General features: G+C 73.9%; 24 protein-coding genes. 16 read left to right on the top strand and 8 right to left on the bottom strand.

All coding sequences use genetic code 11. The annotated features are described in order from the left end of the window. Positions 1-143: 143 nt before the first annotated feature. The 5 genes from ACIRQY_RS04075 (at position 144) to ACIRQY_RS04055 (ending at position 5,578) form a co-directional block, all read left to right on the top strand. Entirely contained in the window at positions 144-1,073 is a 930-nt protein-coding gene (locus ACIRQY_RS04075) for a hypothetical protein (protein WP_403922358.1), read from the top strand. Between the two features lie 524 nt (positions 1,074-1,597). Then, positions 1,598-1,792, top strand: coding sequence for a hypothetical protein (locus tag ACIRQY_RS04070; RefSeq protein WP_188270068.1), 195 nt, complete (start codon positions 1,598-1,600; stop codon positions 1,790-1,792). Between the two features lie 51 nt (positions 1,793-1,843). Further along, positions 1,844-2,734: an N-acetyl-1-D-myo-inositol-2-amino-2-deoxy-alpha-D-glucopyranoside deacetylase gene (mshB, locus tag ACIRQY_RS04065; RefSeq protein WP_403922356.1), complete on the top strand. Its 891-nt coding sequence runs from the start codon at positions 1,844-1,846 to the stop codon at positions 2,732-2,734. After that, a complete protein-coding gene (locus ACIRQY_RS04060; RefSeq protein WP_403922354.1) occupies positions 2,731-3,105 on the top strand; it encodes a DUF6113 family protein in 375 nt (124 codons plus the stop codon). The genes mshB and ACIRQY_RS04060 overlap by 4 nt, the downstream gene beginning before the upstream one ends. A 364-nt stretch (positions 3,106-3,469) precedes the next feature. Further along, a complete protein-coding gene (locus tag ACIRQY_RS04055) occupies positions 3,470-5,578 on the top strand; it encodes a hypothetical protein (protein WP_403922352.1) in 2,109 nt (702 codons plus the stop codon). A gap of 76 nt (positions 5,579-5,654) precedes the next feature. Here the strand turns inward: ACIRQY_RS04055 and ACIRQY_RS04050 are convergent, their stop codons facing one another. Further along, positions 5,655-6,500 carry a tetratricopeptide repeat protein gene (locus ACIRQY_RS04050; protein ID WP_403922350.1) on the bottom strand — a complete coding sequence of 282 codons (846 nt, stop codon included), beginning with the start codon at positions 6,498-6,500 and terminating at the stop codon, positions 5,655-5,657. Beyond that, a complete protein-coding gene (locus ACIRQY_RS04045) occupies positions 6,497-7,498 on the bottom strand; it encodes a GNAT family N-acetyltransferase (protein ID WP_403922348.1) in 1,002 nt (333 codons plus the stop codon). The genes ACIRQY_RS04050 and ACIRQY_RS04045 overlap by 4 nt, the downstream gene beginning before the upstream one ends. A gap of 112 nt (positions 7,499-7,610) precedes the next feature. On the opposite strand from ACIRQY_RS04045, the gene fdxA reads away from it, so the two are divergent. Continuing rightward, positions 7,611-7,931 carry a ferredoxin gene (gene fdxA / locus ACIRQY_RS04040; protein WP_351792596.1) on the top strand — a complete coding sequence of 107 codons (321 nt, stop codon included), beginning with the start codon at positions 7,611-7,613 and terminating at the stop codon, positions 7,929-7,931. Between the two features lie 85 nt (positions 7,932-8,016). After that, positions 8,017-9,114: a succinyldiaminopimelate transaminase gene (dapC, locus tag ACIRQY_RS04035; protein ID WP_351792593.1), complete on the top strand. Its 1,098-nt coding sequence runs from the start codon at positions 8,017-8,019 to the stop codon at positions 9,112-9,114. A 314-nt stretch (positions 9,115-9,428) separates the two neighbouring features. Here the strand turns inward: dapC and ACIRQY_RS04030 are convergent, their stop codons facing one another. Continuing rightward, complete coding sequence (locus tag ACIRQY_RS04030; protein WP_351793304.1) at positions 9,429-9,887, bottom strand: ATP-binding protein; 459 nt, start codon at positions 9,885-9,887, stop codon at positions 9,429-9,431. Positions 9,888-10,188: 301 nt separating this feature from the next. Next, a complete protein-coding gene (locus ACIRQY_RS04025; RefSeq protein WP_403922345.1) occupies positions 10,189-11,136 on the bottom strand; it encodes a hypothetical protein in 948 nt (315 codons plus the stop codon). A 29-nt stretch (positions 11,137-11,165) separates the two neighbouring features. Between ACIRQY_RS04025 and dapE the strand changes: the two genes are divergently transcribed. Beyond that, a complete protein-coding gene (gene dapE / locus ACIRQY_RS04020) occupies positions 11,166-12,260 on the top strand; it encodes a succinyl-diaminopimelate desuccinylase (RefSeq protein ID WP_403922344.1) in 1,095 nt (364 codons plus the stop codon). A gap of 128 nt (positions 12,261-12,388) precedes the next feature. Further along, complete coding sequence (locus tag ACIRQY_RS04015) at positions 12,389-13,138, top strand: TIGR00730 family Rossman fold protein (protein ID WP_403922342.1); 750 nt, start codon at positions 12,389-12,391, stop codon at positions 13,136-13,138. A gap of 105 nt (positions 13,139-13,243) precedes the next feature. On the opposite strand, the gene ACIRQY_RS04010 is transcribed toward ACIRQY_RS04015, so the two are convergent. Continuing rightward, positions 13,244-15,550 (bottom strand): M9 family metallopeptidase, encoded by a 2,307-nt coding sequence (locus ACIRQY_RS04010; RefSeq protein ID WP_403922340.1) that lies wholly within the window; start codon positions 15,548-15,550, stop codon positions 13,244-13,246. A 619-nt stretch (positions 15,551-16,169) separates the two neighbouring features. Between ACIRQY_RS04010 and ACIRQY_RS04005 the strand changes: the two genes are divergently transcribed. Then, the gene (locus tag ACIRQY_RS04005; RefSeq protein WP_403922338.1) at positions 16,170-16,457 is read left to right on the top strand and encodes a hypothetical protein; all 288 of its coding nucleotides are present in this window, start codon (positions 16,170-16,172) and stop codon (positions 16,455-16,457) included. Positions 16,458-16,809: 352 nt separating this feature from the next. Here the strand turns inward: ACIRQY_RS04005 and folP are convergent, their stop codons facing one another. Then, a complete protein-coding gene (folP, locus tag ACIRQY_RS04000) occupies positions 16,810-17,670 on the bottom strand; it encodes a dihydropteroate synthase (protein ID WP_351795660.1) in 861 nt (286 codons plus the stop codon). Positions 17,671-17,772: 102 nt separating this feature from the next. On the opposite strand from folP, the gene ACIRQY_RS03995 reads away from it, so the two are divergent. Together ACIRQY_RS03995 and ACIRQY_RS03990 are read left to right on the top strand one after the other, a co-directional pair. Next, positions 17,773-18,126 carry a hypothetical protein gene (locus ACIRQY_RS03995; protein WP_403922336.1) on the top strand — a complete coding sequence of 118 codons (354 nt, stop codon included), beginning with the start codon at positions 17,773-17,775 and terminating at the stop codon, positions 18,124-18,126. After that, positions 18,123-18,710, top strand: a complete 588-nt coding sequence (locus ACIRQY_RS03990; protein WP_351795666.1) for a DNA-3-methyladenine glycosylase I — start codon at positions 18,123-18,125, stop codon at positions 18,708-18,710. The genes ACIRQY_RS03995 and ACIRQY_RS03990 overlap by 4 nt, the downstream gene beginning before the upstream one ends. Positions 18,711-18,826: 116 nt before the next feature. Here the strand turns inward: ACIRQY_RS03990 and ACIRQY_RS03985 are convergent, their stop codons facing one another. Beyond that, positions 18,827-19,630, bottom strand: coding sequence for an enoyl-CoA hydratase/isomerase family protein (locus ACIRQY_RS03985; RefSeq protein ID WP_403922334.1), 804 nt, complete (start codon positions 19,628-19,630; stop codon positions 18,827-18,829). A gap of 319 nt (positions 19,631-19,949) precedes the next feature. Between ACIRQY_RS03985 and ACIRQY_RS03980 the strand changes: the two genes are divergently transcribed. Continuing rightward, the gene (locus ACIRQY_RS03980; RefSeq protein WP_069086806.1) at positions 19,950-20,117 is read left to right on the top strand and encodes a DUF3117 domain-containing protein; all 168 of its coding nucleotides are present in this window, start codon (positions 19,950-19,952) and stop codon (positions 20,115-20,117) included. Between the two features lie 118 nt (positions 20,118-20,235). On the opposite strand, the gene ACIRQY_RS03975 is transcribed toward ACIRQY_RS03980, so the two are convergent. Further along, positions 20,236-20,901 (bottom strand): O-methyltransferase, encoded by a 666-nt coding sequence (locus tag ACIRQY_RS03975; RefSeq protein ID WP_351795671.1) that lies wholly within the window; start codon positions 20,899-20,901, stop codon positions 20,236-20,238. 142 nt (positions 20,902-21,043) lie between these two features. On the opposite strand from ACIRQY_RS03975, the gene sigE reads away from it, so the two are divergent. The 3 genes from sigE to ACIRQY_RS03960 all read left to right on the top strand — a co-directional run bounded on the left by sigE (position 21,044) and on the right by ACIRQY_RS03960 (position 24,787). Next, positions 21,044-21,802 (top strand): RNA polymerase sigma factor SigE, encoded by a 759-nt coding sequence (gene sigE, locus ACIRQY_RS03970; RefSeq protein ID WP_351795674.1) that lies wholly within the window; start codon positions 21,044-21,046, stop codon positions 21,800-21,802. Next, positions 21,799-22,731, top strand: a complete 933-nt coding sequence (locus ACIRQY_RS03965) for a zf-HC2 domain-containing protein (RefSeq protein WP_403922331.1) — start codon at positions 21,799-21,801, stop codon at positions 22,729-22,731. Before sigE ends, ACIRQY_RS03965 begins: the two co-directional genes overlap by 4 nt. A gap of 76 nt (positions 22,732-22,807) precedes the next feature. After that, positions 22,808-24,787, top strand: coding sequence for a trypsin-like peptidase domain-containing protein (locus tag ACIRQY_RS03960; RefSeq protein ID WP_403922330.1), 1,980 nt, complete (start codon positions 22,808-22,810; stop codon positions 24,785-24,787). Positions 24,788-24,877: the final 90 nt, after the last annotated feature.

The following is a 24,877-nucleotide window of genomic DNA, read 5'->3' as shown; positions in this document are numbered from 1 at the left end:
GACCCGACACCCCGGAGCGCGTACGCCCGTACGGGTGCCGGGGACCGGCCGGAACGGTCCCGCCGTACCGGCCGGCCGCCCGTCGCACACGGGTTCCCCGGAACCGCTTGTGCCCGGCCGTGGCAACCGTGAGTATCGGGTCCGTGACTGTGACACGCCCGGCACGCCTCACCGGCGCCGCGCTCTGCGCCGCGCTCACCCTCCTCGCCACCATATGGGTGCTCAAGGACCTCGCCGCCCTCGGTTCCCCCGCCGACCTGGCGTGGTACTGGGCCGGAGACCACCACTTCCTCATCCGGGGACGCTCCGCCACCTCCCTCGCCGACCCCGTCCTCCTCCTCGTCTCCGCCGTCACCGCCGTCGCCTCGATCCGCTCCCGGCACGCCGCCTCCGCCCTCGCCGCGACCGGCTCCGCCACCCTCGCCGTACGCCTCCCCGGCCTCTGGTCGCACGACAGCGGCGTCCTCGTCACCGCCCTCCTCGCCCTCGGCCTCGCCGCCGGACTCCTCGCCGTCGCCACCGTCGGCCGCCGCCGCGCCGCCGGGCACGAACACCTCCCCACCCGCCCCCGCACCGGCCCCGCCGTCGCCGCCGGAACGCTCCTCGCCGTCGCCGCGCTCGCCCTGGCCGCCTGGGAGCTGTACTGGGCCGCCCAGCTGCCCCTGGAGATCACCGTCGACCGGTTCACCGGCGGCCGGTCCGTCCTCAAGGCGGCCCTGGCCCCGCCGCCCGCCTGGCTCTCCCTCGTCCTCGTCGCCCTCTACGGCACGGCCGCCGTCGCCGCCCTCACCCGCGCCCGGCACGCCCGCGCCCTCGGACTGCTCGCCGGGACCTTCCTCGCCCTCGGCGGCCTCGCCGAGACCGCCAGGACCGTCCGGTACGAACTCGTCGGCCACTTCGCCGACATCCCCACCACCGACCGCCTCGCCGTCCTCACCGCCGCCTACGGACTCCTCGCCGGGACCGCCGTCCTCGCCCTCCTCGCCGGGCGCGGCGCCCCCGCCGCCGTCCCCCGGCCCCCGCGCCGGACGGCGCCCCCGGCCCCGCCGTACCCCCAGCCGCCCGGCTGGTGACCCGGACCGCGCCGTCCCGGCCCGGCGGGCGGCCGCCGTAATCCGTTCGGCGGCGACCGTGGACCCCGCTCCCGTCCCCTTTTCTCAGGGGTGATGGATTCGGCCAATTCGCAGGAGGCGCAAGGGACTTCCGGAGCGTCCCGTTCCTGGCCGCCGGAACCGTCCGCCCGGCCGCCAGGGGAGCCTCCGGAGTCGGCGAGGGCCCGCGCCGAGGGCGCGCCACCGCCGTCGCGGGGAAGGCCGGGGGCCTGGAGGCGGGGGATCCGGCCGGTCTCCGTGCCGGACCGCACGGAGGCCGCGCGCTCCCCGTCGGAGGCGCCGGAGGGCGGCGGCGGAGCCAGGGTCGCGCGGCCGAAAGTAGCGCTGTGCGCCCCCCTCATGCCTCCGTCCGCCGATCGATGCGATGGCACGGATAGTTATGATCCGTAGCGCTAGGTGGGTATGTACCCGGCTGGCACATGCGCCTGGCCCGAACCGTTCGCATACTCAAACGTCTGACCGAAGAAGTGTGGAGGTGAACCGCCGTGGCACTCTCGATCTCCGTGGTGGTGCTGATGGCGATCGTCGTCTTCCTTCTGATCCGGAAATCCGGACTGAAGGCCGGACACGCGGCGGTCTGCGCACTCCTGGGTTTCTACCTGGCCAGCTCGTCCCTCGCTCCTTCCATCAGCACCCTCACCACCAATGTGGCGGGCATGATCGGGGGCCTCAAGTTCTGAGCGAGCCCACGTCCTGACCCTTCTCCGGCCCGGACCTCGTAGGGTGGGGACATGTCCGATCTCCCCGCCCGCCGTCTGCTGCTCGTGCACGCGCACCCGGACGACGAGTCGATCAACAACGGCGTCACCATGGCCAGGTACGCGGCCGAGGGCGCCCTCGTCACCCTCGTCACCTGCACCCTCGGCGAGGAGGGCGAGGTCATCCCGCCCGGTCTCGCCCATCTGGCGCCCGACCGGGAGGACCGGCTCGGTCCGCACCGCGCCGAGGAGCTCGCCGACGCGATGAAGGAACTGGGCGTCACCGACCACCGGTTCCTCGGCGGCCCCGGCCGCTTCCGCGACTCCGGGATGATGGGCGCCGAACAGAACCGGCGCGCCCACGCGTTCTGGAACACCGACGTCGACACCGCCGCCCCCCACCTCGTCGAGGTGATCAGGGAGACCCGCCCGCAGGTCCTCGTCACCTACGACCCCGACGGCGGCTACGGCCACCCCGACCACATCCAGGCCCACCGGGTCGCCACCCGCGCCGCCGAACTCGCCGCCGACCCGGCCTTCCGGCCCGACCTCGGACCGGCCCACGCCATCGCCAAGATCTACTGGAACCGGGTCCCGCGCCCGGTCGCCGAGGCGGGGTTCGCCCGGCTGCGCGCCGAGGGCTCCGTCTTCCCCGCCGACGCCACCATCGGCGACGTGCCCGGAGTCGTCGAGGACGACCGCATCACCGCCGCGATCGAGGCGGACCCCGGGCTCACCGCCCGCAAGAGCGCGGCGATGGCCGCGCACCTCACCCAAGTCGCCGTGGACGGCCCGTTCTTCGCCCTCTCCAACGACCTGGGCCAGCCCCTCTTCACCACCGAGTACTACGAACTGGTGCACGGGGTCCCCGGGGCCCCCGCCGGCACCCGCGAGACGGACCTCTTCGCCGGGGTGACCGCGTGAGCGCCCCCGTCGCCGCCCCGGTCTCCCGCAACGCCCGGCTCGCCTGGTACGCGGGCCTCGCCGTCCTCGGACTGCTCGTCGGCGCGGCGGGCGCGCTCGTCCAGGCCGCCTGGTTCCCCGGCGGTCTGCTCCTCGGCCTCCTCGCCACCGCCGGTCTCTTCTACGGGGGGCTGCGCGCCACCGGCACCCAGATCGGCGTCGCCGCGGGCGGCGGCGGCTGGCTCGTCGCGGTGATCCTGCTCAGCTTCGGACGCCCCGAGGGCGACGGGGTGTTCGGCGGCGGAGCCGGCGAGCTGCTGTTCCTCTTCGGGGGCATGGCCGCCGCTGTGATGTGCACCACGCTGCCCCGGCTGCCGCGTCCGACGGCGTGAACAGGCCGACTTGACCCCCTGACCGCCTGACTTCGGCCGGATTGACCGTCGTACGTGCCCCAGGGGTCGGGTATGTGACGGCGGCGGCCAGTATGGTGGTGCGCGCCGCCGAACCGCCCGGGACAACACGAGCATCAGCAAGAGCGGGCGGTGGAGCCAACCGGGAGATCCTGCTTTGAGTCGTGAAACTGGTCGAGAGACTGACAGCCCGTCCTCCGGCGCCCAGGGGCGCGGTGGAGCCGCGTACCCCTCGGGTACCCCGCCGTACGGATCCCGTCAGTATCCGTCGCTCCATCCCACGCAGGACGCGGCGGAGGAGACCGCCGCGTCCGCGCCGCCCGAGGAGCCCAAGACCGAGACGACCTTGACGACCCGCATCCGGATCAACATCCCGGGGTCGCGTCCGATCCCGCCGGTCGTGGTCCGCAAGACGGTCAACGAGGCGCCCGCTCCGGAACCGGCGGCCGAGCCCGCTCCCCCCGTGGAGCCGGAGCCCGAGCCGGTGGCGGCCCCCGAGCCGCCGCGCGCCGAGGAGCCGAAGACCAAGGAGCCCAGCGACTGGTTCGCCCCCCGCAAGGCGGCGCCCCAGGCCCCGGCTCCCGCCCCGGCACCCGCACCCGCACCCGCCCCCGCGCAGGCCCCGAGGCCCGCTCCGGGCCCCCTCGGGCCGGACACCCAGGGCACGGGCTTCGCGGGCTCGGCGACCTCCGGCGTCCCGACGGTCGGCAGCACCCCGTCGAGCCGCCCGGTCACCTCCGCGCTCCCGGCCCCCGGCAACCCGCTGTACGACAGCGGCACCCCGGCCGGGGGGACCCCGCTGTACGAGGGCACCCCGGCCGGAGGCACCCCGGTGTACGGCGGCACCCCGCCGGGCGGCACGCCCCTGTACGACGGGACTCCGGCGGGCGGTACGCCGGTGTACGACGGGACCCCCGCGTACGACGGCACCCCGGCGGGGGGAACCCCCGTGTACGGGAGCATCCCGGCGGGGGAGACCCCGATGTACGGCGGGACCCCCCCGGGCGGTACGCCGGTGTACGACGGCACTCCCGGGTACGACGGCACCCCGGCGGGGGGAACCCCGGTGTACGGCGGGACCCCCGCGGGCGGCACGCCCGTGCCCCCCGGACCCGCGGCCCCCACCGGGCCCACCACCGGACCGGTCACCGGTACCGCCTCGCTGGGTGCCCCCGCCCCCGCCCCCTTCCCGGGCGGCCAGGGCCAGGGCGCGGCCTCCCCGTTCCCCACCGCCCCGTTCCCGACCGTCCAGGGCGGCACCGCCCCCCGGCTCTCCGACGACACCGCGATCCTGACCCCGCAGTTCCCCGCACCGGTGCCGGGCACCGGCCCGGGTCAGGGCGGCGGCTCCGGGCGCGGCTCCGGGGACACGCTGACCAGCGGCATCCCGGTCGTCCCGCCGAAGGCGGCCCGGCCTGACCTCACCCCGCGCATCGAGGAGACGGCGGCGCCCGCCCCGGCCCCCGCGCCCGCCCCGCGTCCGGCGGCGTCCGCCGCACCGGCGAAGAAGGGCCGCTCCAAGCTGGTCCTCCTCACCGTCGCCGTCCTCGGCCTCGCGGGGGTCGCCTACGGCGCCGGACTGCTGCTCAACCACTCCGACGTGCCCAAGGGCACCACGGTCCTCGGGGTGGACATCGGCGGCGGCACGAAGGAGGAGGCCGTCAACACGCTGGAGGCGGCCCTGGGCAAGCGGGCCCGCACCCCGCTCCAGCTCGACATCGGCGGCAACAAGGTCCAGCTCGCCCCGGACAAGGCGGGTCTGACGCTCGACAGCCAGGAGACCGTCAGGGGCGCCGCGGGCAGCGACTACAACCCGGTGTCGGTGATCGGCTCCCTCTTCGGCGGCGAGCGGGTCGCCAGCCCGGTCCTGCCCGTGGACGAGGAGAAGCTGGCGGTCGCGCTGACCGACCTCGCGGGCTCGGCCGCCTCGGCGACCGACGGCACGATCCTGTTCGCCCCCGGCAAGGTCACACCGGTCGAGGGCAAGCCCGGCAAGGGCCTCGACGTGCGGCACTCGATGATCTCCGTGAGGGACGCGTTCCGCGCCCAGGTGGAGACCGGCCGGTCCAAGGTGGTCGTACTGCCGGTCACGGTCCGTCAGCCGAGCATCTCCAAGGCGGAGCTGGACCGGGCCATGCGGGAGTTCGCCGAGCCCGCCATGTCCGGCCGCATCACGATCATCGCGGGCGGCAAGCCGATCCAGTTCGGCCCGACGCGCTCGCTGCCGCAGATCCTCTCGATGAAGGCCATCGACGGGCGTCTGGTCGAGGTCTACGACAAGAAGGCGATCGAGCGGCTCCTCGACGGCGCCTTCGACGGCATCATGATCACCAAGGGTGACGGCACCAAGCACCAGGTGTCCGCCGACGACGTGGCCTTCGTGATGCGGGACGCCCTCCTGGGCAAGACCGAGGCGGAGCGGACGAAGACGATCGACCTCAGCGGCGAGGGCTGACGGTCCCTCCGCGAGCCGCCCCGAGCCCCCGTCCGACCCCTGTCGGCCGGGGGCTCGGGCGTACGGCCCGGGGGCCTCAGTTGAGCCGGGCGCGGGCCGCGCGGGCGCGCAGCCGGATCGTGGCGGCGGCCTCCGGGTCGACCGCGTCCATCACCCGCGCGTACGCCTCCATCTCGGCCGCCCCGGTGAGGAAGTCACCGCGCCGCACGAGCAGCTCGGCGCGTTCGTGACGGAGGCGGGCCGGGTGGGAGGGCAGCAGCAGGGCGAGCTCCACCGCCCACAGGGCGACGTCGGAGCGTTCGGGGCGGGGGGCCGCCCAGGCGCGGATGTTGTTGAGGACGCGCAGCACGATCGCGCCGGGTTCGGCGGGCCGCAGCATCGAGCGGTCGAGGGCCTCCCCGGTCGCGCCCGCCACCAGGAGTTCCGCGTCGGTCCCGGTCATGGCCCGGCCGCCCGCGAACGGGTCGGCGAGGTCCAGATCGGCCGGGTCGCCGAAGCCCACCACGAAGTGGCCCGGAAGCCCCAGCCCGTACACGGGGGCACCGGCCCGCCGGGCGACCTCCATCCAGACCACGGACAGCAGGATCGGCAGCCCCCGGCGGCGCCGGAGCACCTCGTGGAGCAGGGAGGACTCCAGCCGCTGGTAGTCGGAGGGAACACCGGTGAAGCCCTCGCGGCCGCCGAGGAGCGCGGCGAGGGTACCGCTCCAGTCGCCGGTGACCCGGGTCGCGTACGGGACGAGCCCGGCGAGGCGGTCGAGTTCGATCTCGGCCCCGTTCAGGTCGTGCCGGGTCACGGAGGGGTCGGCGACCGCCCCGATCAGCAGGCAGAGCCGGGCCAGGTCGGGCCGTTCGGAGCGGGCCTCCTCGGCGAACTCCCGCCGCCAGTCCGGCGGGTCCTGCGGGGACCCGTCCGGCGTCACGCCGCCGCCCACCGGTAGTGGTGGTAATGGTGGTGGGGGGCGAAGCCGAGCCCGTCGTAGAGGGCGAGCGCTCCGTCGTTGTCCGCCTCCACCTGGAGCCAGGCGGCCGAGGCGCCCTCGTCGAGGGCCTGTCGGGCGAGGGCGGCCATGACGGCGGTCGCCAGCCCCCGGCGCCGCTGTTCCGGATCGACCTCGACGGCCATGAACCCGGCCCAGCGTCCGTCGACGACGCACCGGCCGATGGCCGCGGGCACCTCGCCGGGGCCGGGCACGGACGCGAACCAGGTGCTGGGGCCCGAAGCGAGGACCGCGCGCACCGCGGGTCCCGGCTCGCCGGAGCGCTGGTAGCGGCGGAGCCAGGGGTCGTCGACGGTACGGGAGAGGCGGACGGCGGAGACGTCGGCGTCCAGGTCGCCGATCGGGGCGAGGGCCCCGGTCCGCACCTCGGCGGAGACCTCACGGCGCCAGCCGAGCCGGTCGAGTTCGGCGCAGAGCATCTCCTGGGTGCCCTCGGCGCCGGTGGCGGTCTGGACGTACGCGGGGAGCCCCCGGGCCGCGTACCAGGCGCGCGCGTGCTCCAGGGCCTCCTCCACGGGCCGTCCGGGATCGCCCAGCGGGAGGAGGGAGTTGGCGCGGCGGGTGAAGCCGTCGGCGGCCCGCAGGGTCCACTCGCCGAGGGCCTCGCTCTCGACCGGCCGCCACGCGCGCGCGGTGGCCCGCGCGAGTTCGGCGAAGGTGGCCGAGGGGCCCCGGCGGCGGGCCGGGGCGGCGGGGACGAGCTTCCCGGCGACCAGCGAGGATTCCGCGATCCGGACGCTCTCACCGCTCTTCCGTGTGACCAGCAGCACAGCGTCGTCCCATGATGTGAGAACTCCGACCGCGTCGGTGAACCTGGCGCCCGGCTCGGGGTCCTCCGTCACGTACCGAACGGAGACACGCTTTCCCACGTCAATGCTGGTAATTCGGACCTCAAGACGTCCGCCGCCGGTGAATTCCACAGCTTCTCCGCCCCTCCTGTTCGGATCGCCCCCGAGAACGGAGATACTAGGTGCGGGCATCGACGACGCCGCGCTCCCGCGCAGACCAGCCCTATCGAGGAGGAACGACAGCGTGACCTACGTCATCGCGCAGCCTTGTGTCGACGTGAAGGACAAGGCGTGCATCGAGGAGTGCCCCGTCGACTGCATCTACGAGGGCAAGCGGTCCTTGTACATCCACCCGGACGAATGCGTCGACTGCGGGGCCTGTGAGCCGGTCTGCCCGGTCGAGGCGATCTTCTACGAGGACGACACCCCGGAGGAGTGGAAGGAGTACTACAAGGCGAACGTCGAGTTCTTCGACGAGCTCGGTTCGCCCGGTGGTGCCTCCAAGCTCGGTGAGATCGAGCGGGACCACCCCTTCATCGCCGCCCTGCCGCCGCAGAACGGCTGATCGACCGCATCCGGTCCCGTACGGCGTCGGCCGCCGTGCGGGACCGAGGCGTTTCTCCGTACGTACAGGAAGTGAGAGCGAACCCGTGAGCGCAGTCTCTTCGCGCCTGCCCGTCTTCCCCTGGGACAAGCTGGAGCCGTACAAGAAGACGGCCCTGGCGCACCCGGACGGGATCGTGGACCTGTCGGTGGGCACGCCCGTCGACCCGGTTCCCGCGCTGATCCAGGAGGCCCTGGTGGCGGCGGCGGACTCGCCGGGCTATCCGACGGTGTGGGGCACGAAGGAGCTGCGGGACGCGCTGACCGGCTGGTGCGGCCGTCGGCTCGGCGCGGTGGGCCTCGTCCACGAGAACGTGCTGCCGGTGGTCGGCTCCAAGGAACTGGTGGCCTGGCTGCCGACGCAGCTGGGACTCGGCGCCGGGGACGAGGTGGCGTACCCGCGCCTCGCCTACCCGACGTACGAGGTCGGCGCGCGGCTCTGCGGCGCGACGCCCGTCGTCTACGACGACCCGGTGGCCGACCTGGACCCGGCCCGGGTCAGGCTGCTCTGGCTCAACTCCCCGTCCAACCCGACCGGGAAGGTCCTCGGCAAGGAGGAGCTGACCCGGATCGTGGCCTGGGCGCGCGAGCACGGCGTGCTGGTCTTCTCCGACGAGTGCTACCTGGAGCTGGGCTGGGAGGCCGAGCCGGTCTCCGTCCTGCACCCGGACGTCTGCGGTGGCTCGTACGAGGGGATCGTCGCCGTCCACTCGCTGTCCAAGCGCTCCAACCTGGCCGGATACCGGGCGGCGTTCGCCGCGGGCGACGCGGCGGTGCTCGGCGAGCTGCTCCTGATCCGCAAGCACGGCGGCATGATGACGGCGGCCCCGGTGCAGGCGGCGACGGTCGCGGCGCTCGGTGACGACGCGCACGTGGCCGAGCAGCGGGAGCGGTACGCGGCCCGGCGGGCGGCGCTGCGGGCGGCCCTGGAGGCGCACGGCTTCCGGATCGAGCACAGCGAGGCGAGCCTGTACCTGTGGGCTACCCGGGACGAGCCGTGCTGGGACACCGTGGCGTACCTGGCGGAGAAGGGCGTCCTGGTGGCGCCCGGCGACTTCTACGGCGAGGCGGGGGAGCGTTTCGTGCGGGTCGCGTTCACGGCGACGGACGAGCGCGTGGCGGCGGCCGTCGAGCGACTGGGCTGAACCCGTAGGGGCCTGTGGGGGGCTGGAGGGGCGCTACGGCACTCCGGGACCCTGTAGGACTCCGGTCCGCCGGGCCCCTTGGGGGCGCCGGTCCGCCGGAACCCCGATGTACCTCGGGCCCGGCCTTCCTCCGGACCTCGGACACCACCGCGGGCCCGGGGAGCACATGCTCCCCGGGCCCGCAGTGGTTCCCGGGTGCGGTCCGCGCCGTCGTCGGCCGCGGCGCGGGCGCCCCCGGTGGTCCAGCCGGTGGTCCGGCCCGTCGTGGGGCCGGTGGTCCAGCCCCTGGAGGGGCCGGTGGTGGGGCCGGTGGTTCAGCCGATCGGGAGGCCGCCGAGGGTCTGGCCGGTGGGCAGGTTGCCGAGGCCGCCGCCCAGCGCGCCGCCGGTCGGGCCCTCGGCGCTCTCCGCCGCGGCGCCCGCCGTCTTGCCGAGGACCTCGCCCGCGCTGCCCGCGGTGTCGCCCGCGACCTTCTGGGCGACCGGGGTGGCGGTGCGGCCCGCCGTGCCGACGGCCTTGCCCGCGGCGGGGACGGCGGTGCCGACGGCCTGGGCGCCGGTGGCGCCGACGACGCCGGTCGCGGTCTGCGCGGCGGTGTCCACGGCGGTGCCCGCTCCGGCGGTGTCCAGGGCGGTGAGGCCGCCGAGCGCGCCGGTCGGGGAGAGGTTCTGGTCCAGGGCGCTCGCGGAGCCGGCCGCACCGACCACGGGGGCCGCTCCGGCCGCGATCAGGAGGGCGACGCGGGCGATCCGGCGGGTCATGGGGAGGGACATGGTGCTCCTTCGACGAGGTGCGAGGTGGTGTTCGGTCGCACTGACAACCGGCTCTGGGGCGGGTGAGGTTGCGGAGGCCGAAGGTAAAGAATTGGCAATGCGTCGTATTGTCGGGTGGGGAGGAAGGCGGACGAACACGTCATTGCGCAGCCGGTTGGCGAACCGTCACTTCTCTTGCCCCCCAAGGGAATTGGGTGGTCGGAGCGCACGCCGAAAAAAGCCGCTCGGAAACGTGGTGAATTTCCTCCGGTCCACTCCGCGTCCATGCCGCGCCCGAGTGAACCACCGTACGTATGACCGGTTAGGAAGCGAGCCGTACGCGGACCGATTCCCCGTCCGTGGCAAGCGCCCCGGACACCTTCGACCAGCCGCCGCGCCCCTCGCCCGCGCGCCACGAACGGTCCCCGAAGGTCACCTCGGTGATGCGCAGCGTCCCCGCCCGCGCCACCGCCCACTGCGCCAGCTCCCAGCCGCGCCGCTCGTCCTCCCCGGCACCCGGCGCCGCCCCCGCGCCGCGCGCCGCGCGCACCGGAACCAGCAGCACCGGCGGCCCGGCCGCCGAACGGCCCGCGCCGGGACCGCCCGTCACCGTCTCCGGCGCGGCGCCCTTCCCGAACGCCCGCACCAGCTCCGCCCGCACCCGCTCCGGATCGCCCGGCACCCCGTCCGGGTCGCCCGTCGTACAGGACAGGGCGGCGGGGGAGCGGCCGGTCAGCGCCGCCGCGAGCAGCGCCGCGTCCGGCTCGTGCTTCGCGTACGCCTGCGGGAACCCGCTCTTCTGCACCTTCTGCGCCGCCACCGTCAGCGGCAGCCGCGAGTACCCCGGGACCTTCTCCAGGCCCGCGTAGAACTTCTCCGCCGAGTACACCGGGTCCAGGATCTGCGCGGGCGTCCCCCAGCCCATCGAGGGACGCTGCTGGAAGAGCCCGAGCGAGTCACGGTCGCCGTGCTCGATGTTCCGCAGCGCCGACTCCTGGAGCGCCGTCGCCAGCGCGATCGTCACCGCCCGCTCCGGCAGCCCCCGGCCGGTGCCGACGGCGGCGATCGTCGCCGCGTTCGACGCCTGGTCCGGGGTGAAGGTGTACCGGTTGTCCCCGCTGCCGACACTGCACCGGGGCGTTCCTCTGCTCCCCGTCACCTGGTGGAAGGCCACGTAGGAGGCGAGACCGAGGAGCGCGGCGAGGGCGGCCGCCGAACGGGCGAGGCGGCCGCGACGGGCGGGGCGGGTGGGGTCGGACACGGGGCCCACCGTACTGGAGGCCGCGTTAGGGTCGGCACATGGCAGACATCACCGCGCACGGCGGCATCCTCGACCTGTCCCAGGACGGAGCCGCGCTCACCGCGGCCCTCGTCGACTTCCCGTCCGTCAGCGGGACCGAGCAGCCGCTCGCGGACGCGATCGAGCGGGCCCTGCGCACCCTGCCGCACCTCACGGTGGACCGGTACGGCAACAACGTCGTCGCCCGCACGCGCCTCGGCCGCTCCGAGCGCGTCGTCCTCGCCGGACACATCGACACCGTGCCGATCGCCGGCAACGTGCCCTCGCGCCTCGACGAGGACGGCGTCCTGTGGGGCTGCGGCACCACCGACATGAAGTCCGGTGTCGCCGTCCAGCTGCGGATCGCCGCGACCGTCCCGGCCCCCAACCGCGACCTCACGTTCGTCTTCTACGACAACGAGGAGGTCGCCGCCGACCTCAACGGCCTCGGGAAGATCGCCGCCGCGCACCCCGAGTGGCTGGAGGGCGACTTCGCCGTCCTCCTCGAACCCTCCGACGCCCAGGTCGAGGGCGGCTGCCAGGGGACCCTGCGGGTGATCCTGCACACGGCGGGCGAGCGCGCCCACTCGGCGCGCTCCTGGATGGGCTCCAACGCCATCCACACCGCCGCCCCGATCCTCGCCCGCCTCGCCTCGTACGAGCCGCGCAAGCCCGTCATCGACGGCCTGGAGTACCACGAGGGCCTGAACGCGGTCGCGATCGGGGGCGGTGTCGCCACCAACGTCATCCCCGACGCCTGCGCGGTCACGGTCAACTACCGGTACGCCCCGGACCGCTCCCCGGCCGAGGCTCTGGCGCACGTCCGGGAGGTCTTCGCCGACTGCGACATCGCCGACCTCGTCGTGGACGACGAGAGCCCCGGCGCGCTGCCGGGCCTCTCCCACCCGGCGGCCGAGGCGTTCATGAAGGCCGTCGGCGGCAGCGCCCAGCCCAAGTTCGGCTGGACCGACGTGTCCCGTTTCAGCGCGCTGGGCGTGCCCGCCGTCAACTACGGCCCCGGCGACCCCATCTACGCGCACAAGCGGGACGAGCACGTCGTCGTGGACCGGATCCATCACTGCGAGGCGCGGCTCCGCGACTGGCTGACCGCCTGACCGTCCGATTTCCGTGATCCCGACTTCCGTAATTTCGCGTTTCGTCACCTCTGTGGTCCTACGCTGACCGGACCAGAAGATCAGCCGGCGGCCGGAAGCGGGCCGCCGATCGGCGGAGGGAGCAGGCCATGGGCATTCCCGAGGGAATGGCGAAGCCCGAGGAGCAGCGACTCGGACCGGTGCTGAGGCGGCGGGAGCAGGTCCAGCCGGGCACCACGGACCAGCGGCTGCTCGACACCGAGGGCGACTCGGAGTGGGTGCACACCGACCCCTGGCGGGTCATGCGCATCCAGTCCGAGTTCGTCGAGGGCTTCGGGGCGCTGGCCGAACTGCCGAGCGCCATCAGCGTCTTCGGCTCGGCCCGTACGAAGCGGGACTCGCCGGAGTACGAGTCGGGCGTCCGGATCGGCCGGGCGCTCGTCGAGGCCGGTTTCGCGGTCATCACCGGCGGCGGTCCGGGCGCCATGGAGGCGGCCAACAAGGGGGCCAGGGAGGCCAAGGGCGTCTCGGTCGGTCTCGGCATCGAGCTGCCCTTCGAGCAGGGGCTCAACCAGCACGTCGACATCGGCGTGAACTTCCGTTACTTCTTCGTCCGCAAGACGATGTTCGTGAAGTACGCGCAGGGCTTCGTGGTCCTGCCCGGCGGCCTCGGCACCCTCGACGAGCTGTTCGAGGCGCTGACCCTGGTCCAGACCCGCAAGGTCACCCGCTTCCCGATCGTCCTCTTCGGCACGGAGTACTGGAAGGGGCTCGTCGACTGGCTGCGCGACACGGTCGTCGCGGGCGGCAAGGCGTCCGAGCGGGACCTGCTCCTCTTCCACCTCACGGACGACGTGGACGAGGCGGTCAGCCTCGTGACGAAGGAGGTCGGCCGCTAGCGGGGCCGCCCCGGGGCGGAGGAACGCGGGCCGCCCCGCCCCCGTGTCGTACGGGGGCGGGGCGGCCTTTCCACGGGCCGGTCCGGGCGGTGGCCCGGTCCCGGGTCAGTACTGGACGGAGACGCTCGCCCCCGCGAAGGTCTCCTTGGCGTGCAGGCTGATGTAGACGTAGCCGGTGGGCGGGTTGTTCACCGTCAGGGTCTCGGTGTTGCCGGACTGGACCGAGCGGCTGGTGTACGAGCCGGTGGTGGCCCAGCTCGACGCGCTGTAGTAGAGGTCGGCGTTGCCGGTGCCACCGGCGGTGGTGATCGTCAGCTGCCGGGTCCCGGCCGGGACGTACAGGTAGTGGTACGCGTAGTTGGCGACGGTCGCCGACAGGTTGGAGCGCGAGCAGTTCTGGCCCAGCTGGCGCGGGTCGGCGCCGGGGCACTCGGGCAGCGACGGGCCGGGGCCCGGGTCCGGGTTGGTGGCGCAGGCACCGGCGGCGCAGCTCGTCAGCCAGGCGTCGAAGTCGGCGTCGTAGCGGGTGCCGATGGTGGTCTTCAGGAGGGTGCGGGCACCGTTCCAGTCGCCGGTGCGGTACTTGGCGAGCACGGCGTCCACGTCGGCGCGGTGCTTCTCCGTCATGTAGCGCACGGCGAGGTAGCCCCAGCGGTAGGTGCGCTCGGTGTTGGTGTTCTCGTAGGTGGTGTCGAAGAGGGTGCTCAGGGAGTAGGTGTGGCGCCCGGCGGCGGCGATGGCCGCGTCGTAGGGGAGCTTGCGGTAGGAGTAGGAGACGTACTCGGCGAAGCCCTCGATCCACCAGATGGTCGGGGTGGACACGCCCGCGTTGAAGTCGCCGTACATGTTGAAGCGGCCGTCGAGGTAGTGGGTGTACTCGTGGTTCAGGTTCCACACCTGGAAGTCGGGCCGCACGCGGGTGTCCTCGTAGGCGAGGAAGCGGGGCTGGTTGCCCGGGGTGGCCGGGTTGCCCTCCAGGTACATGCCGCCGTTGTCCGTGTCGATGCCGTAGATGGCGGCGGCGAACACCTGGTAGTCGAAGCTGGTGTCGAAGACCACGACCTCGATGGTGGTGTTGAGGTCGTCGGCGACGGGGCCCCGGTCACGGGCGACGGCGTGGAAGAACGCGTCCTGCTTCTGGAGGCTGTCGCAGGCCGACGCGAGGTTGTCGGCGGTCACCTGCTGGGCCAGCACCTTGATGGAGGGGCTGCAGGTGTGGCTGACCGGCAGGATGCCCGCGCGCAGCCGGGCGATGTGGTCGGCGGTGCCGTAGTCGGCCGCGTGCGTGGGGTCGTAGGCGTTGACCATCTCGGCGACGGCGGCCCACAGGTAGGCGGGGGTGCCGCTCGGGGCGCTCTGGTCCGCGAGCTGGCGCATCAGCGGCTTGAGCTTGGGCAGGAGGGCCGGGTACTGGAGGAACCGGCCCAGCTCACGGGCGCCGTTGTACGGCAGGTAGCCGTGATCGCCGCCGAGGAGCGCCTTGTTGCGGGAGACGAAGGAGTACAGGTTGTCGAGCAGGCTCGGGTCGGCCTGGACGGCGGCGAGGAAGCCGCTGGTCTGGTGGCCGCGGAAGAGCACGGTGAAGATGTTGTTGACGGCGCCGGGCATTCCCGCGACGGAGTTGTAGGTGCCCGCGTCGTAGGCGTTCAGGAGCCGCTTCACGACCGGCAGGTAACGGACGTTCTCCTGGGCGCTGTCGACCAGGGTGACGGTCTCGCCGAGGGTTCCCGCGTTGGCGGTGGTGACGTCCTTGGAGCGGGCGTTGGCGAAGAAGCCGTCGAGGCCGCCCCGGATCGCGGTCCGCAGCGTCGTGCCGTAGGAGCCGACGTCCGCCGAGTGGTACCACTGGACGTAGTAACCGGCGCGCAGGAACAGCACCAGCTGGTAGGTCGAGGTGCTGTTGTCGCCGGGGTAGGCGACGGCGTTGTCGCGGAGCGCGTTCGCGACGGTCGTCATCTGCGCCTCGCGGAAGGCGCCGTAGGCGTCGCCGCCGGTGAGGCCGAACAGCTCGTTGACACAGCCGGCTTCGGCGGACTTGATCTGCTGCACCAGGGCGCTGCCCGTGCGGCTGGTGAAGTCGCTGACGTTGCAGGCGGCGGCGGTCAGGGACCGGGAGGCGGAGAGCCGGGCGGTGGCGGCGGGGCTGGCCGGCGGGAGGTACGGGGTCCGCTCGGCGGCGGCGACGGATCCGGTCGTCCGGTCTGCCTCGCGGGTCTCCGGGGCGAGGTCGGGAGCGGGCCGGGGAGCGGGCCGCTCCGCGCCGGGCGCGCCGGGCACGGCGGGGGCGGGGGCGGGGCTCGGGGTGGCGGCCTGGCTGAGCGGCGCGAGCAGTCCGAGCGCCAGACAGGACGTGACGGTGGCGGTCAGGAGCCGTACGCGGTACGGCAGTCCCGATATCCGGGAGGTTTTCACCTAGGCCTCCAGGCCTTGCTCGGCCGCGTGGGTGGCGCGGCCGGACACAGTGGGGGATTGATTGATGATGCTCCGTCAAACTGGGGCGGAACGTGGGTACAATTTCACACGTCACATGGCTGTGGGAAGGGTCCGGACAGAACCTGCGGCACCGCCCGCGCCGCGACGGGCGTGGCGAGAAACCACCGCCCGAGCCCCCTCCCTGATGAGGCCGGGTGCGGGCCTCCGAAAGGTCCCGGCGCGACCCACCGGAAAGAATGAGCAAAGAGCCCGATGGCGCCGAAACGCCCCCGGGTCAGGGGTATATGACGGCGTGTCGGGCGCGGGGGGTCAGGGCTTGGGTGCCCGGTTGCGGGTCGCCGACCGGTTCCGTCTGTGGCAGGGCCTCGGCCGCGCCGTGGAGACCTGCGTCGCCGCGGGCGGGTGTGTGGCCGGGGGCCGTGCGGGGCCCGGCCGTGGCAGGATGACCCCATGATGATCCGAAAGGGCGATGCCGCGTAGGCGTCCCAAGGCCGTCCGCGCAGAGCGGTGGCGGCCACGATGGCAGTATCCGGTCCTGAGGGTCCCTGGCGTCTCCGCGCGCACCCGTGCGGCGATCCGCCGGGTCGAGGACCAGGAGATGCGGCCCGACGCGGTCGCGCTTGCGCTCTCTCGCTTCGAGCGGGCCTTCCAGCAGCCTGGCCGCTACCTGAACGCCTCCGAGGCCTGTTCGCCCGGGATGGAGGTGGAAGACGCCCGTGACGATCTGGAGCGGGCGATGCTGCACCTTCCTCCCGGAGCCCGAAGGGACTTGGGACGGCTGATCACACGCATCGACGCGGAATTCGAGCGCCGTACCTTGCCGGAACCCCACTACATCGAGTTGGCGGTGTTCGGCTGGTGGTGGACCAGAATGCGTGAACGCTGACGGGCCCCGGGCTGGTCAGGCCGTGCCCGGGGTCCCGCTCACGGGGCAGGGCCGGGGTCCTGCCCGCCGGGCCGTACGGGCGCGGCGGTCCCGGGGCCGTACGGGGTACGGGCGGGTGGCGCCGGAAGCGGCGCCGTCGACCGGGGTGGCGTCCCGCCAGGCACCGGCCGCACCCCCGAGGGATCGGCCAACCAACCGCCCAACCACCCGGCCGCGCGGACCGCCGACGCGCCCCCGGTCACCGTCGGCCGCGCACCGCGCACCACGCCACGGACCGTCCGGATCTGCCGGGCGGCCTCCCCGTGCCCCGCCCCGCCGAGGCCCTCGTCGCTCCGGGGGCCGACCGGCTCCGCTACGCCAGGCCCCGGCGTGCCACCGACGGCGGGCGGTGGCCCGCGATCGAGGCCACCATGTCCAGGACCTGCTTCGTCTCCGCCACCTCGTGGACCCGGTACACCTGGGCGCCCAGCCACGCCGAGACGGCGGTGGTCGCCAGGGTCCCCAGGACCCGCTCCTTCACCGGCCGGTCCAGCGTCTCCCCGACGAAGTCCTTGTTCGACAGGGACACCAGCACCGGCCACCCCGTCGCCGCCATCTCCCCCAGCCGCCGGGTCGCCTCCAGGCTGTGCCGGGTGTTCTTCCCGAAGTCGTGCCCCGGATCGATCATGATCGCGTCCCGGCGCACCCCCAGCGCCGCCGCGCGCTCCGCCAGGCCCACCGTGACGCGCAGGACGTCGGCCATCACGTCCTCGTACGCCACCCGGTGCGGTCGGGTCCTCGGCTCCGCGCCTCCCGCGTGCGTGCACACCAGGCCCGCGCCGTACTTCGCGGCGACCTCGGCGAGACCCGGGTCCACCCCGCCCCACGCGTCGTTCAGGACGTCCGCCCCCGCCTCGCAGACCGCCTCGCCGACCTCCGCCCGCCAGGTGTCCACGCTGATGACCACATCGGGATGGCGGCGCCGGACCTCGGCGACGAAACCGACCGTGCGCCGCGCCTCCTCCTCGGCCGTCACCTCCTCGCCGGGGCCCGCCTTCACCCCGCCGATGTCGACGATCGCCGCGCCCTCGGCCACGGCCCGCTCGACCCGCGCGAGCGCGGGCTCGTCCAGGAAGGTCGCGCCCTGGTCGTAGAACGAGTCCGGGGTCCGGTTCACGATCGCCATGATCACCGGCTCGTGCGGCCCGAATTCACGCCGTCCCAAGCGCAGCATCCCTTTTGTCCTCCCTCGTGTCCGTTCGCCTGCGACCCTAGCCGTCGGTGGCACGTGGCACGATCGGCACGGGACGTTTTCCACTCCGGGGAGAGGCGCGCAGTGTTCTGGTTTCTGCTCATCACGATGGTCGTGGTCGTGGCCGCGGTGACCCTCGCCGTGATCGGCGGCGGCGACAGCGAGGTGCTGCCCGAGGTGGCGCCCGAGCAGCTCGTCGACCCGCTCCCGGTCAGCCGCCCGGTCGACCGCGCCGACGTCGAGGCGCTCCGCCTCCCCGTCGGGCTGCGGGGCTATCGCATGGCGGACGTGGACGACGTCCTCGTCCGTCTCGGCGCCGAGCTGGCCGAGCGGGACGCCCGGATCGCCGAGCTGGAGGAGTCGCTCACCGGCCCCTCCGCCGAGCGCGCCGAGGGTCCGGGGCGGGCCGAGGGCGCCGGGGAAGAGGGCCCCGCGTGACCGCCTCCGGCGCGGTGCCCGGCCCCGACGGGCGGCTCCGCTGCCCCTGGGGCCTGTCGGCCGAGGACTACCTGGCGTACCACGACGAGGAGTGGGGCCGCCCGGTCCACGGCGACGACGCGCTCTTCGAGCGGCTCTGTCTGGAGGCCTTCCAGTCGGGTCTCTCGTGGATCACGATCCTGCGCCGCCGGGAGGGCTTCCGCACCGCCTTCGAGGGCTTCCGGATCGCCTCCGTCGCGGCCTTCGGGGACGCGGACCGCGAGCGGCTGCTCCAGGACGAGGGCATCATCCGCAACCGCGCCAAGATCGACGCGACCCTCGCCAACGCCCGGCTGCTCGCGGGCTGGTCCCCGGGCGAGCTCGACGGTCTGATCTGGTCGTACGCCCCCGATCCGGTGGACCGCCCGGCCCCGCGCACGGTCGCCGACGTCCCGGCGGTCACCGACGAGTCGACGGCCCTGTCGAAGGCGCTCAAGAAGCGCGGTGTGCGCTTCGTCGGACCGACGACGGCCTACGCCCTGATGCAGGCGTGCGGGCTCGTCGACGACCACGTGACGGACTGCGTGGCCCGCGGCGGGAAGTGAGTGACCGGGGAGCCGCTTCCCCGCCCCCGGGACGGAACCGGACCCCGGGACGGGGAACCGCCCCCGGACCACCCGACTCCGCCCGGTGGCCCGGTGGCCCGGTGGCCCGGTGGCGGTCAGCGGCCCAGGTACGTCGGCTTCTCCTTGGCGACGAAGGCGCGGACCGCGATCGTGTGGTCGGCCGAGGCCCCGGCCAGGCTCTGCAGCTCCTCCTCCTTCTCCAGCGTCTCGGCGAGCGAGTGGGCCGCACCGAAGGCCAGTGACTCCTTCAGGGCCGCGTACGCCACCGTCGGCCCCTCCGCCAGCCGCCGGGCCACCTTCTCCGCCTCGGCGGCGAGGTCGGCGGCCGGGACGAGCCGGTTCACGATGCCCAGCTCGTACGCCTCGGAGGCGCTGATCGAGCGGGGGAAGAACAGCAGGTCGGCCGCCCGGCTCGGGCCGATCAGCCGGGGCAGCGTCCAGGAGACGCCCGAGTCGGCGGTGAGCGCGACCCCGGCGAACGCGGTGTTGAACGAGGCGGTCTCCGCGACCACCCGGAAGTCCGCCGCGAGCGCGAAGCCGAAACCGGCCCCGGCCGCGACCCCGTTCACCGCCGCCACCACCGGCTTCCGCATCCCCGCGAGGGCCCGCGTGATCGGGTTGTAGTGCTCGCGGACCGTGCTCATGGTCTCCCGCGTGCCGTTCTCCGCGTCCGCCGCGAGCAGACCCACGTGCTCCTTCAGGTCCTGGCCCACGCAGAACGCCCGGTCACCGGCCGCGGTCAGCAGCACCGCCCGTACGGCGGCGTCCCCGGCGGCCGTCTCCACCGCCTCCCGGAGGGCGGCCTTCGCCGCCACGTTCATGGCGTTCATGGCCTCGGGGCGGTTGAGCGTGATGGTGGCGAGTCCCTCGCGCACCTCGTACAGCACCGTGTCGGCCATCGGTATCCCTTCGCCTCATCGCGTCGTCGACCCGCCCAGCATGGCGGACATCACCCGCACCGCCCATGTGAGCTGCGTCAATCCGACCAGCTTCCGGAGGCCCGCAGTCGGAAGCCGAGCGGCGGAGTATCGCAGGCCGATCGCCGAATTATGGGGTTTTGCGAGCGCGCGTTGCGCAAGCGATGCCGATGGATGTTGGTCATCGGGTGCTGCCATGCGGGATAATGACCTGGAAGCAATGTGTTCGAAGCCGGAGACGTGCTCCAGGTCATGGAGCTGCCCGGCCGACGATGAGCTGGTTTCAGGAAGGGGAACGAGCATGGCGGCCATGAAGCCGCGGACGGGTGACGGCCCGCTCGAGGTGACCAAGGAGGGGCGGGGCATTGTCATGCGCGTTCCGCTCGAAGGCGGCGGCCGGCTCGTCGTCGAGCTGACCCCGGACGAGGCAGGGGCGCTGGGCGACGCCCTGAAGAAGGTCGTCGGCTGACCCGGTTCTCCACGATCCTCACCGCTGCCCCGGTACGGCCCCGCCGTCCCGGGGCAGCGGTGCGTCCGGCGCCGGGACACGCGGTGCGCGGGCCGCGGCGCACCCCGCGCGGACGGGGTCAGCCCCGGCGGACCGCGCAGAGCAGACCGTCGCCCACCGGCAGCAGCGAAGGAATGAGCTCCGGGCTCTCCCGGACCGCGCGCAGCAGCTCCCGCACCCGCTGGACCTCCGGCGGCTGGGCCGCCGCGTCGACCGTGCGGCCCTCCGCGAAGACGCCCTCGAAACAGACGAGGCCGCCCGGCCGCAGCAGGCGCAACGATTCAGCGAGATAGTCCAGGTACTCCAGCCGGTCCCCGTCGCAGAACACGAGGTCGTAGCCGCCGTCCGCGAGCCGGGGCAGGACGTCCAGCGCCCGGCCCGGGATGAACCGGGCCCGGTTCCCCGCGAAGCCCGCCGCCCGGAACGCCGTCTTGGCCAGCTGCTGCCGCTCCGGCTGGAGGTCCACCGTGGTCAGGACCCCGTCGGGACGCATCCCGAGGAGCAGATAGATCCCGGACACGCCCGTGCCCGTGCCGATCTCCGCCACCGCCTTCGCGTCCGCCGTCGCGGCCAGCAGGCGCAGCGCACCGCCCGTACCGGGGGACACCGAGGGCAGCCCTGCCTCCCTGGCCCGCTCCCGGGCCCAGCGCAGAGCGTCGTTCTCGGCGACAAAGGCGTCGGCGAACGACCAGCTCGTCTGCCGGTTGGCGGTAATGGCCCTCTCCTGTCCCCGTAGTTGACGCAACGGTGACTGTATCCGCTGTCAGCGGGAACCCGCAGATGGGACCGGGCGTTCACCAGGGGAAGGACGCGACAGGAGACAGCCGGGCGACCCGGCTCCAAATTCGCGTAAAGATTCTTATCCGGAGCTAACGGGCGAGGTGGCTATGGTAGGGGCTCCACTGGACACCACCAGAGCCGACAGGGGAGGTGCGGCTGCGCCTGTGGATCGGGGAGGAGTGCTTCGGCGTCTTCTCAGGTCGGCGGGTGAGCCGAAATCCGTGACCGACACCGCTGACCGTTTCCGCACGACCGACTCCGCTCCCACCACCGCGACCTTCGCATCGGATGCGGAATCGCCGGCGTGGACCCCTCCCACCTGGGAGGAGATCGTCAGCACCCACAGCGGCCGGGTCTACCGGCTGGCCTACCGCCTGACCGGCAACCAGCACGACGCCGAGGACCTCACCCAGGAGGTCTTCGTCCGCGTCTTCCGCTCGCTGTCGACCTACACCCCGGGCACCTTCGAGGGCTGGCTGCACCGCATCACCACCAACCTCTTCCTCGACATGGTCCGCCGCAAGCAGCGCATCCGCTTCGACGCGCTCGCCGACGACGCCGCCGAGCGGCTCCCCAGCCGCGAGCCCTCCCCGCAGCAGGTGTTCAACGACACGCACTTCGACGCCGACGTGCAGCAGGCCCTCGACACCCTGGCGCCCGAGTTCCGCGCCGCCGTGGTCCTCTGCGACATCGAGGGACTGTCGTACGAGGAGATCGCCGCCACCCTCGGTGTGAAGCTCGGCACCGTCCGCAGCCGGATCCACCGCGGCCGCTCCCACCTGCGCAAGGCCCTCAAGCACCGGTCGCCCGAGGCACGGGCGGAGCGTGCCCTGGCCTCCGTCGGATGGGAGGCGGGGACAGCGTGAGCGGTAGCCCTTCCTCGTCTCCGACTCCTGCCGAACACCACCTCGGAGACCGGCTGGCCGCGCTCGTCGACGGCGAGCTCGGCCACGACGCCCGCGAGCGGGTCCTCGCCCACCTGGCGACCTGCGCCCGCTGCAAGGCCGAGGCCGACGCACAGCGCACCCTCAAGAGCGTCTTCGCCTCCGCCGCGCCCCCACCGCTCTCCGAAGGCTTCCTCGCCCGCCTCCAGGGGTTGCCCGGGGGTCCTGGCGGCTCCGGAGGACCCCGGGGACCCCTCGAAGAACTCCTCGACGCCGGGGGAGTGAGGTCCGACGGCTTCGCCACCGCCGCGGTCGTCACCCCCGTCACCCCGCACCCGGGCTTCCGCATCCACGAGGTCGCCGACCGCGCGCCCGGTTCCGCCGGGCGCGGCCGCAGGTTCGCCTTCGTGGCGGCCAGCGCGGTCTCCTTCGCGGCCATCGCCCTCGGCGGGACCCTGCCCCTGGACGCCTCGGTGAGCGCCAGCGCGCGCGGCGGCCAGGGCACCGGCAGCTCCGTCACCCCGCTGCGCACCGGCACCGCGGGGCCCGGCACGGGCACGCCCGTCACCCGGGGCACCCGCTCCGGGGAGCGGTCCGGCGCCCAGTCCGCCCTGGCGGGACAGGACGTCACCGGTACCCCGTCCGCCCCGGTGATGCCCCTCTCGGCAGCGCGGGGGCCGGTCGCGGCGACCGGTCAGGGCACGGTCCCGGCGGGCGCCGTCCCGCCGGACGCGGTCCGTTCCCCCGCCACCCCGCTGCTCTCCGTCCGCCTCCAGAACCCGTCCCCGCAGTCCTTCCTTGCCCTCTCGCCGTTCGTGCGCCCGACGGGTCCGGCCCTCCAGCTGGCCTTCGCCCCCGGGCCCAGTCCGGCGGCGAGCCCGACGACCGGGCCGCTCGGCTCCCACCGCTGACCCGCGACCTGGTTGAATCCAGGGACACGGGCGCCCGACCCAGGGGCGCGGACGGGCCAGCGGTTGCGGGGAGAGCATGAACGACGGGAAGCCGAACTGGTGGAGCCGGCCTTCGGAGGGCCCGGAGGCGGCGCGGATACCCACGCCGCCGCCGGCCGAGGACGGCGACGGTGACTTTCCGCTGCCCGCGCCCCGGCCGCACACCGGCCCGGACGTGACGGACCCGGTGGTCCCGCCGGACCGCACGGACTCGACGGACCGGCCGGACCAGCCGGACGTGACGGACCGGAAGGCCCCGGCGGCCGCCGGGGAGCCCGCTGCCGAGACGGGGGCCCCGGGCCCCTCACCGGAGCGCACCACCGGACCGTACGAGCCCGAGGCGGTCACGGAGACGTACGAGCCGGAGGCCGTCACGGCGACGTACGAGCCGGTGGTGGTCACCGAGCCCCACGGGACCGGTGCCGTCGCCGGGACGTCCGAGCCCGGGCCCGGAGCGCTCACCGAGCCCCACGGGACCGAAGCCCCCGCCGGACCGTACGAGTCCCGGCCCGGGGACCTCACCGGGCCCGCCGCTGCGCCCCGGACGCCCACGGGCGAACCCTCCGCCGAACCCGCCCCCGGGCCCGTCCCGCTGACCAAGGGTGAGCCCGTCGGCCCGGCCGTCCCCGTGGACGCGGCCCCCGAGGGCGCCCCCGCCCCCCTGCACGCCCCCGACGAGTACCGGACGCCTCCCTACGGGGAGCCGGGGCCGTGGGCGCCCGCGCCGCCCGTGCAGCACCCGGCGGCGCCCGTACCGCCCCCGCAGGCCGTCGCGCCGCCCCTCGTACCGCCGCACCCCCACGCCCAGCCGCACCTGCCGGGTGCGGGGGCGCCCTGGGTGCAGTACGACCCCTGGGGTGCCGGTGCGCCCGGACTCCCGCCCGCGCCCGCGAAGAAGTCCCGCAAGGGCCTCGCCCTCGCCGGGGCGCTCGCCTTCGCGCTCGTCACCGGAGTCATCGGCGGCGGCATCGGCGCCTACGTCGAGCGCAACGGCGGACTCACCACCGTCGAACTGCCCCAGGCGGAGGCCGGGGAGACCGGCCGGGCCCCCGAGAGCGTCGCCGGGATCGCCGCCAGCGCCCTGCCCGGCGTGGTCACCCTGCACGTCAAGGGCGGCGGATCGTCCGGCACCGGCACCGGCTTCGTCCTCGACACCAAGGGCCACATCCTCACCAACAACCATGTCGTCGACGCCGCCGAGTCCTCGAAGGACATCACGGTGACGTTCTCCAGCGGCGAGACCGCCCGCGCCCGGCTCATCGGCAAGGACACCGGCTACGACCTGGCGGTCGTCCAGGTCACCGGCGTCTCGGGGCTCAAGCCGCTGCCGCTCGGCAACTCCGACGACGTCCGGGTCGGCGACCCCGTCGTCGCCATCGGCGCGCCCTTCGACCTGTCCAACACGGTCACCTCCGGCATCATCAGCGCCAAGGAACGGCCCATCACCGCGGGCGGCGAGAAGGGCGACGGCAGCGACATCAGCTATGTCGACGCCCTCCAGACCGACGCCCCGATCAACCCCGGCAACTCCGGCGGCCCGCTCCTCGACTCCAAGGCACGGGTCGTCGGCATCAACAGCGCCATCCGGGCCGCGGGCGGCTCCGGAGGGGACGGCGAGGGCGCCGGGGCCAGCCAGCCCGGCTCCATCGGCCTCGGCTTCGCCATACCGATCAACCAGGGCAAGCGGGTCGCCGAGGAACTCATCAACACCGGCAAGGCCACCCACCCCGTCATCGGCGTCAGCCTCGACATGCAGTTCAACGGCGACGGCGCCCGCGTCGGCGAGAAGGGCAAGGACGGCACCGCGTCCGTCACGCCCGACGGCCCGGCGGCCAGGGCCGGACTCCTGCCCGGGGACGTCATCACCAAGGTCGACGGCCAGCGCGTGCACAACGGCGAGGAGCTGATCGTCAAGATCCGCGCCCACCGCCCGGGGGACCGGCTGGCCCTCACCCTGAACCGCGACGGCAAAGAGCTGACAAAGACGTTGACCCTCGGATCCTCGCAGGGCGGCTGAGCGCCATCCGGCGGACACCGGGAGGTACCCGTCCGGCAGTTTCGGCGGGTACCGTGGACCGGGCCCTGGACCGGCGTGAAGGAGCTACTA

It is taken from the genome of Streptomyces sp. NPDC101490 (assembly GCF_044767145.1).
In the GTDB taxonomy this organism is placed as follows: Bacteria; Actinomycetota; Actinomycetes; order Streptomycetales; family Streptomycetaceae; genus Streptomyces.
Note: the sequence above shows the minus strand (reverse complement) of the source record. Positions and strands in the feature narration are given on the sequence as shown.

Bases quoted from the DNA above. Each gene is read 5' to 3' on its own strand.
- mshB (WP_403922356.1), top strand. From the start codon at position 1,844: ATGTCCGATCTCCCCGCCCGCCGTCTGCTGCTCGTGCACGCGCACCCG.
- ACIRQY_RS04030 (WP_351793304.1), bottom strand. From the start codon at position 9,887: ATGTCCCTCCCCATGACCCGCCGGATCGCCCGCGTCGCCCTCCTGATC.
- dapE (WP_403922344.1), top strand. From the start codon at position 11,166: ATGGCAGACATCACCGCGCACGGCGGCATCCTCGACCTGTCCCAGGAC.
- ACIRQY_RS04015 (WP_403922342.1), top strand. From the start codon at position 12,389: ATGGGCATTCCCGAGGGAATGGCGAAGCCCGAGGAGCAGCGACTCGGA.
- ACIRQY_RS04005 (WP_403922338.1), top strand. From the start codon at position 16,170: ATGCGGCCCGACGCGGTCGCGCTTGCGCTCTCTCGCTTCGAGCGGGCC.
- folP (WP_351795660.1), bottom strand. From the start codon at position 17,670: ATGCTGCGCTTGGGACGGCGTGAATTCGGGCCGCACGAGCCGGTGATC.
- ACIRQY_RS03985 (WP_403922334.1), bottom strand. From the start codon at position 19,630: ATGGCCGACACGGTGCTGTACGAGGTGCGCGAGGGACTCGCCACCATC.
- ACIRQY_RS03980 (WP_069086806.1), top strand. From the start codon at position 19,950: ATGGCGGCCATGAAGCCGCGGACGGGTGACGGCCCGCTCGAGGTGACC.
- sigE (WP_351795674.1), top strand. From the start codon at position 21,044: ATGGTAGGGGCTCCACTGGACACCACCAGAGCCGACAGGGGAGGTGCG.
- ACIRQY_RS03960 (WP_403922330.1), top strand. From the start codon at position 22,808: ATGAACGACGGGAAGCCGAACTGGTGGAGCCGGCCTTCGGAGGGCCCG.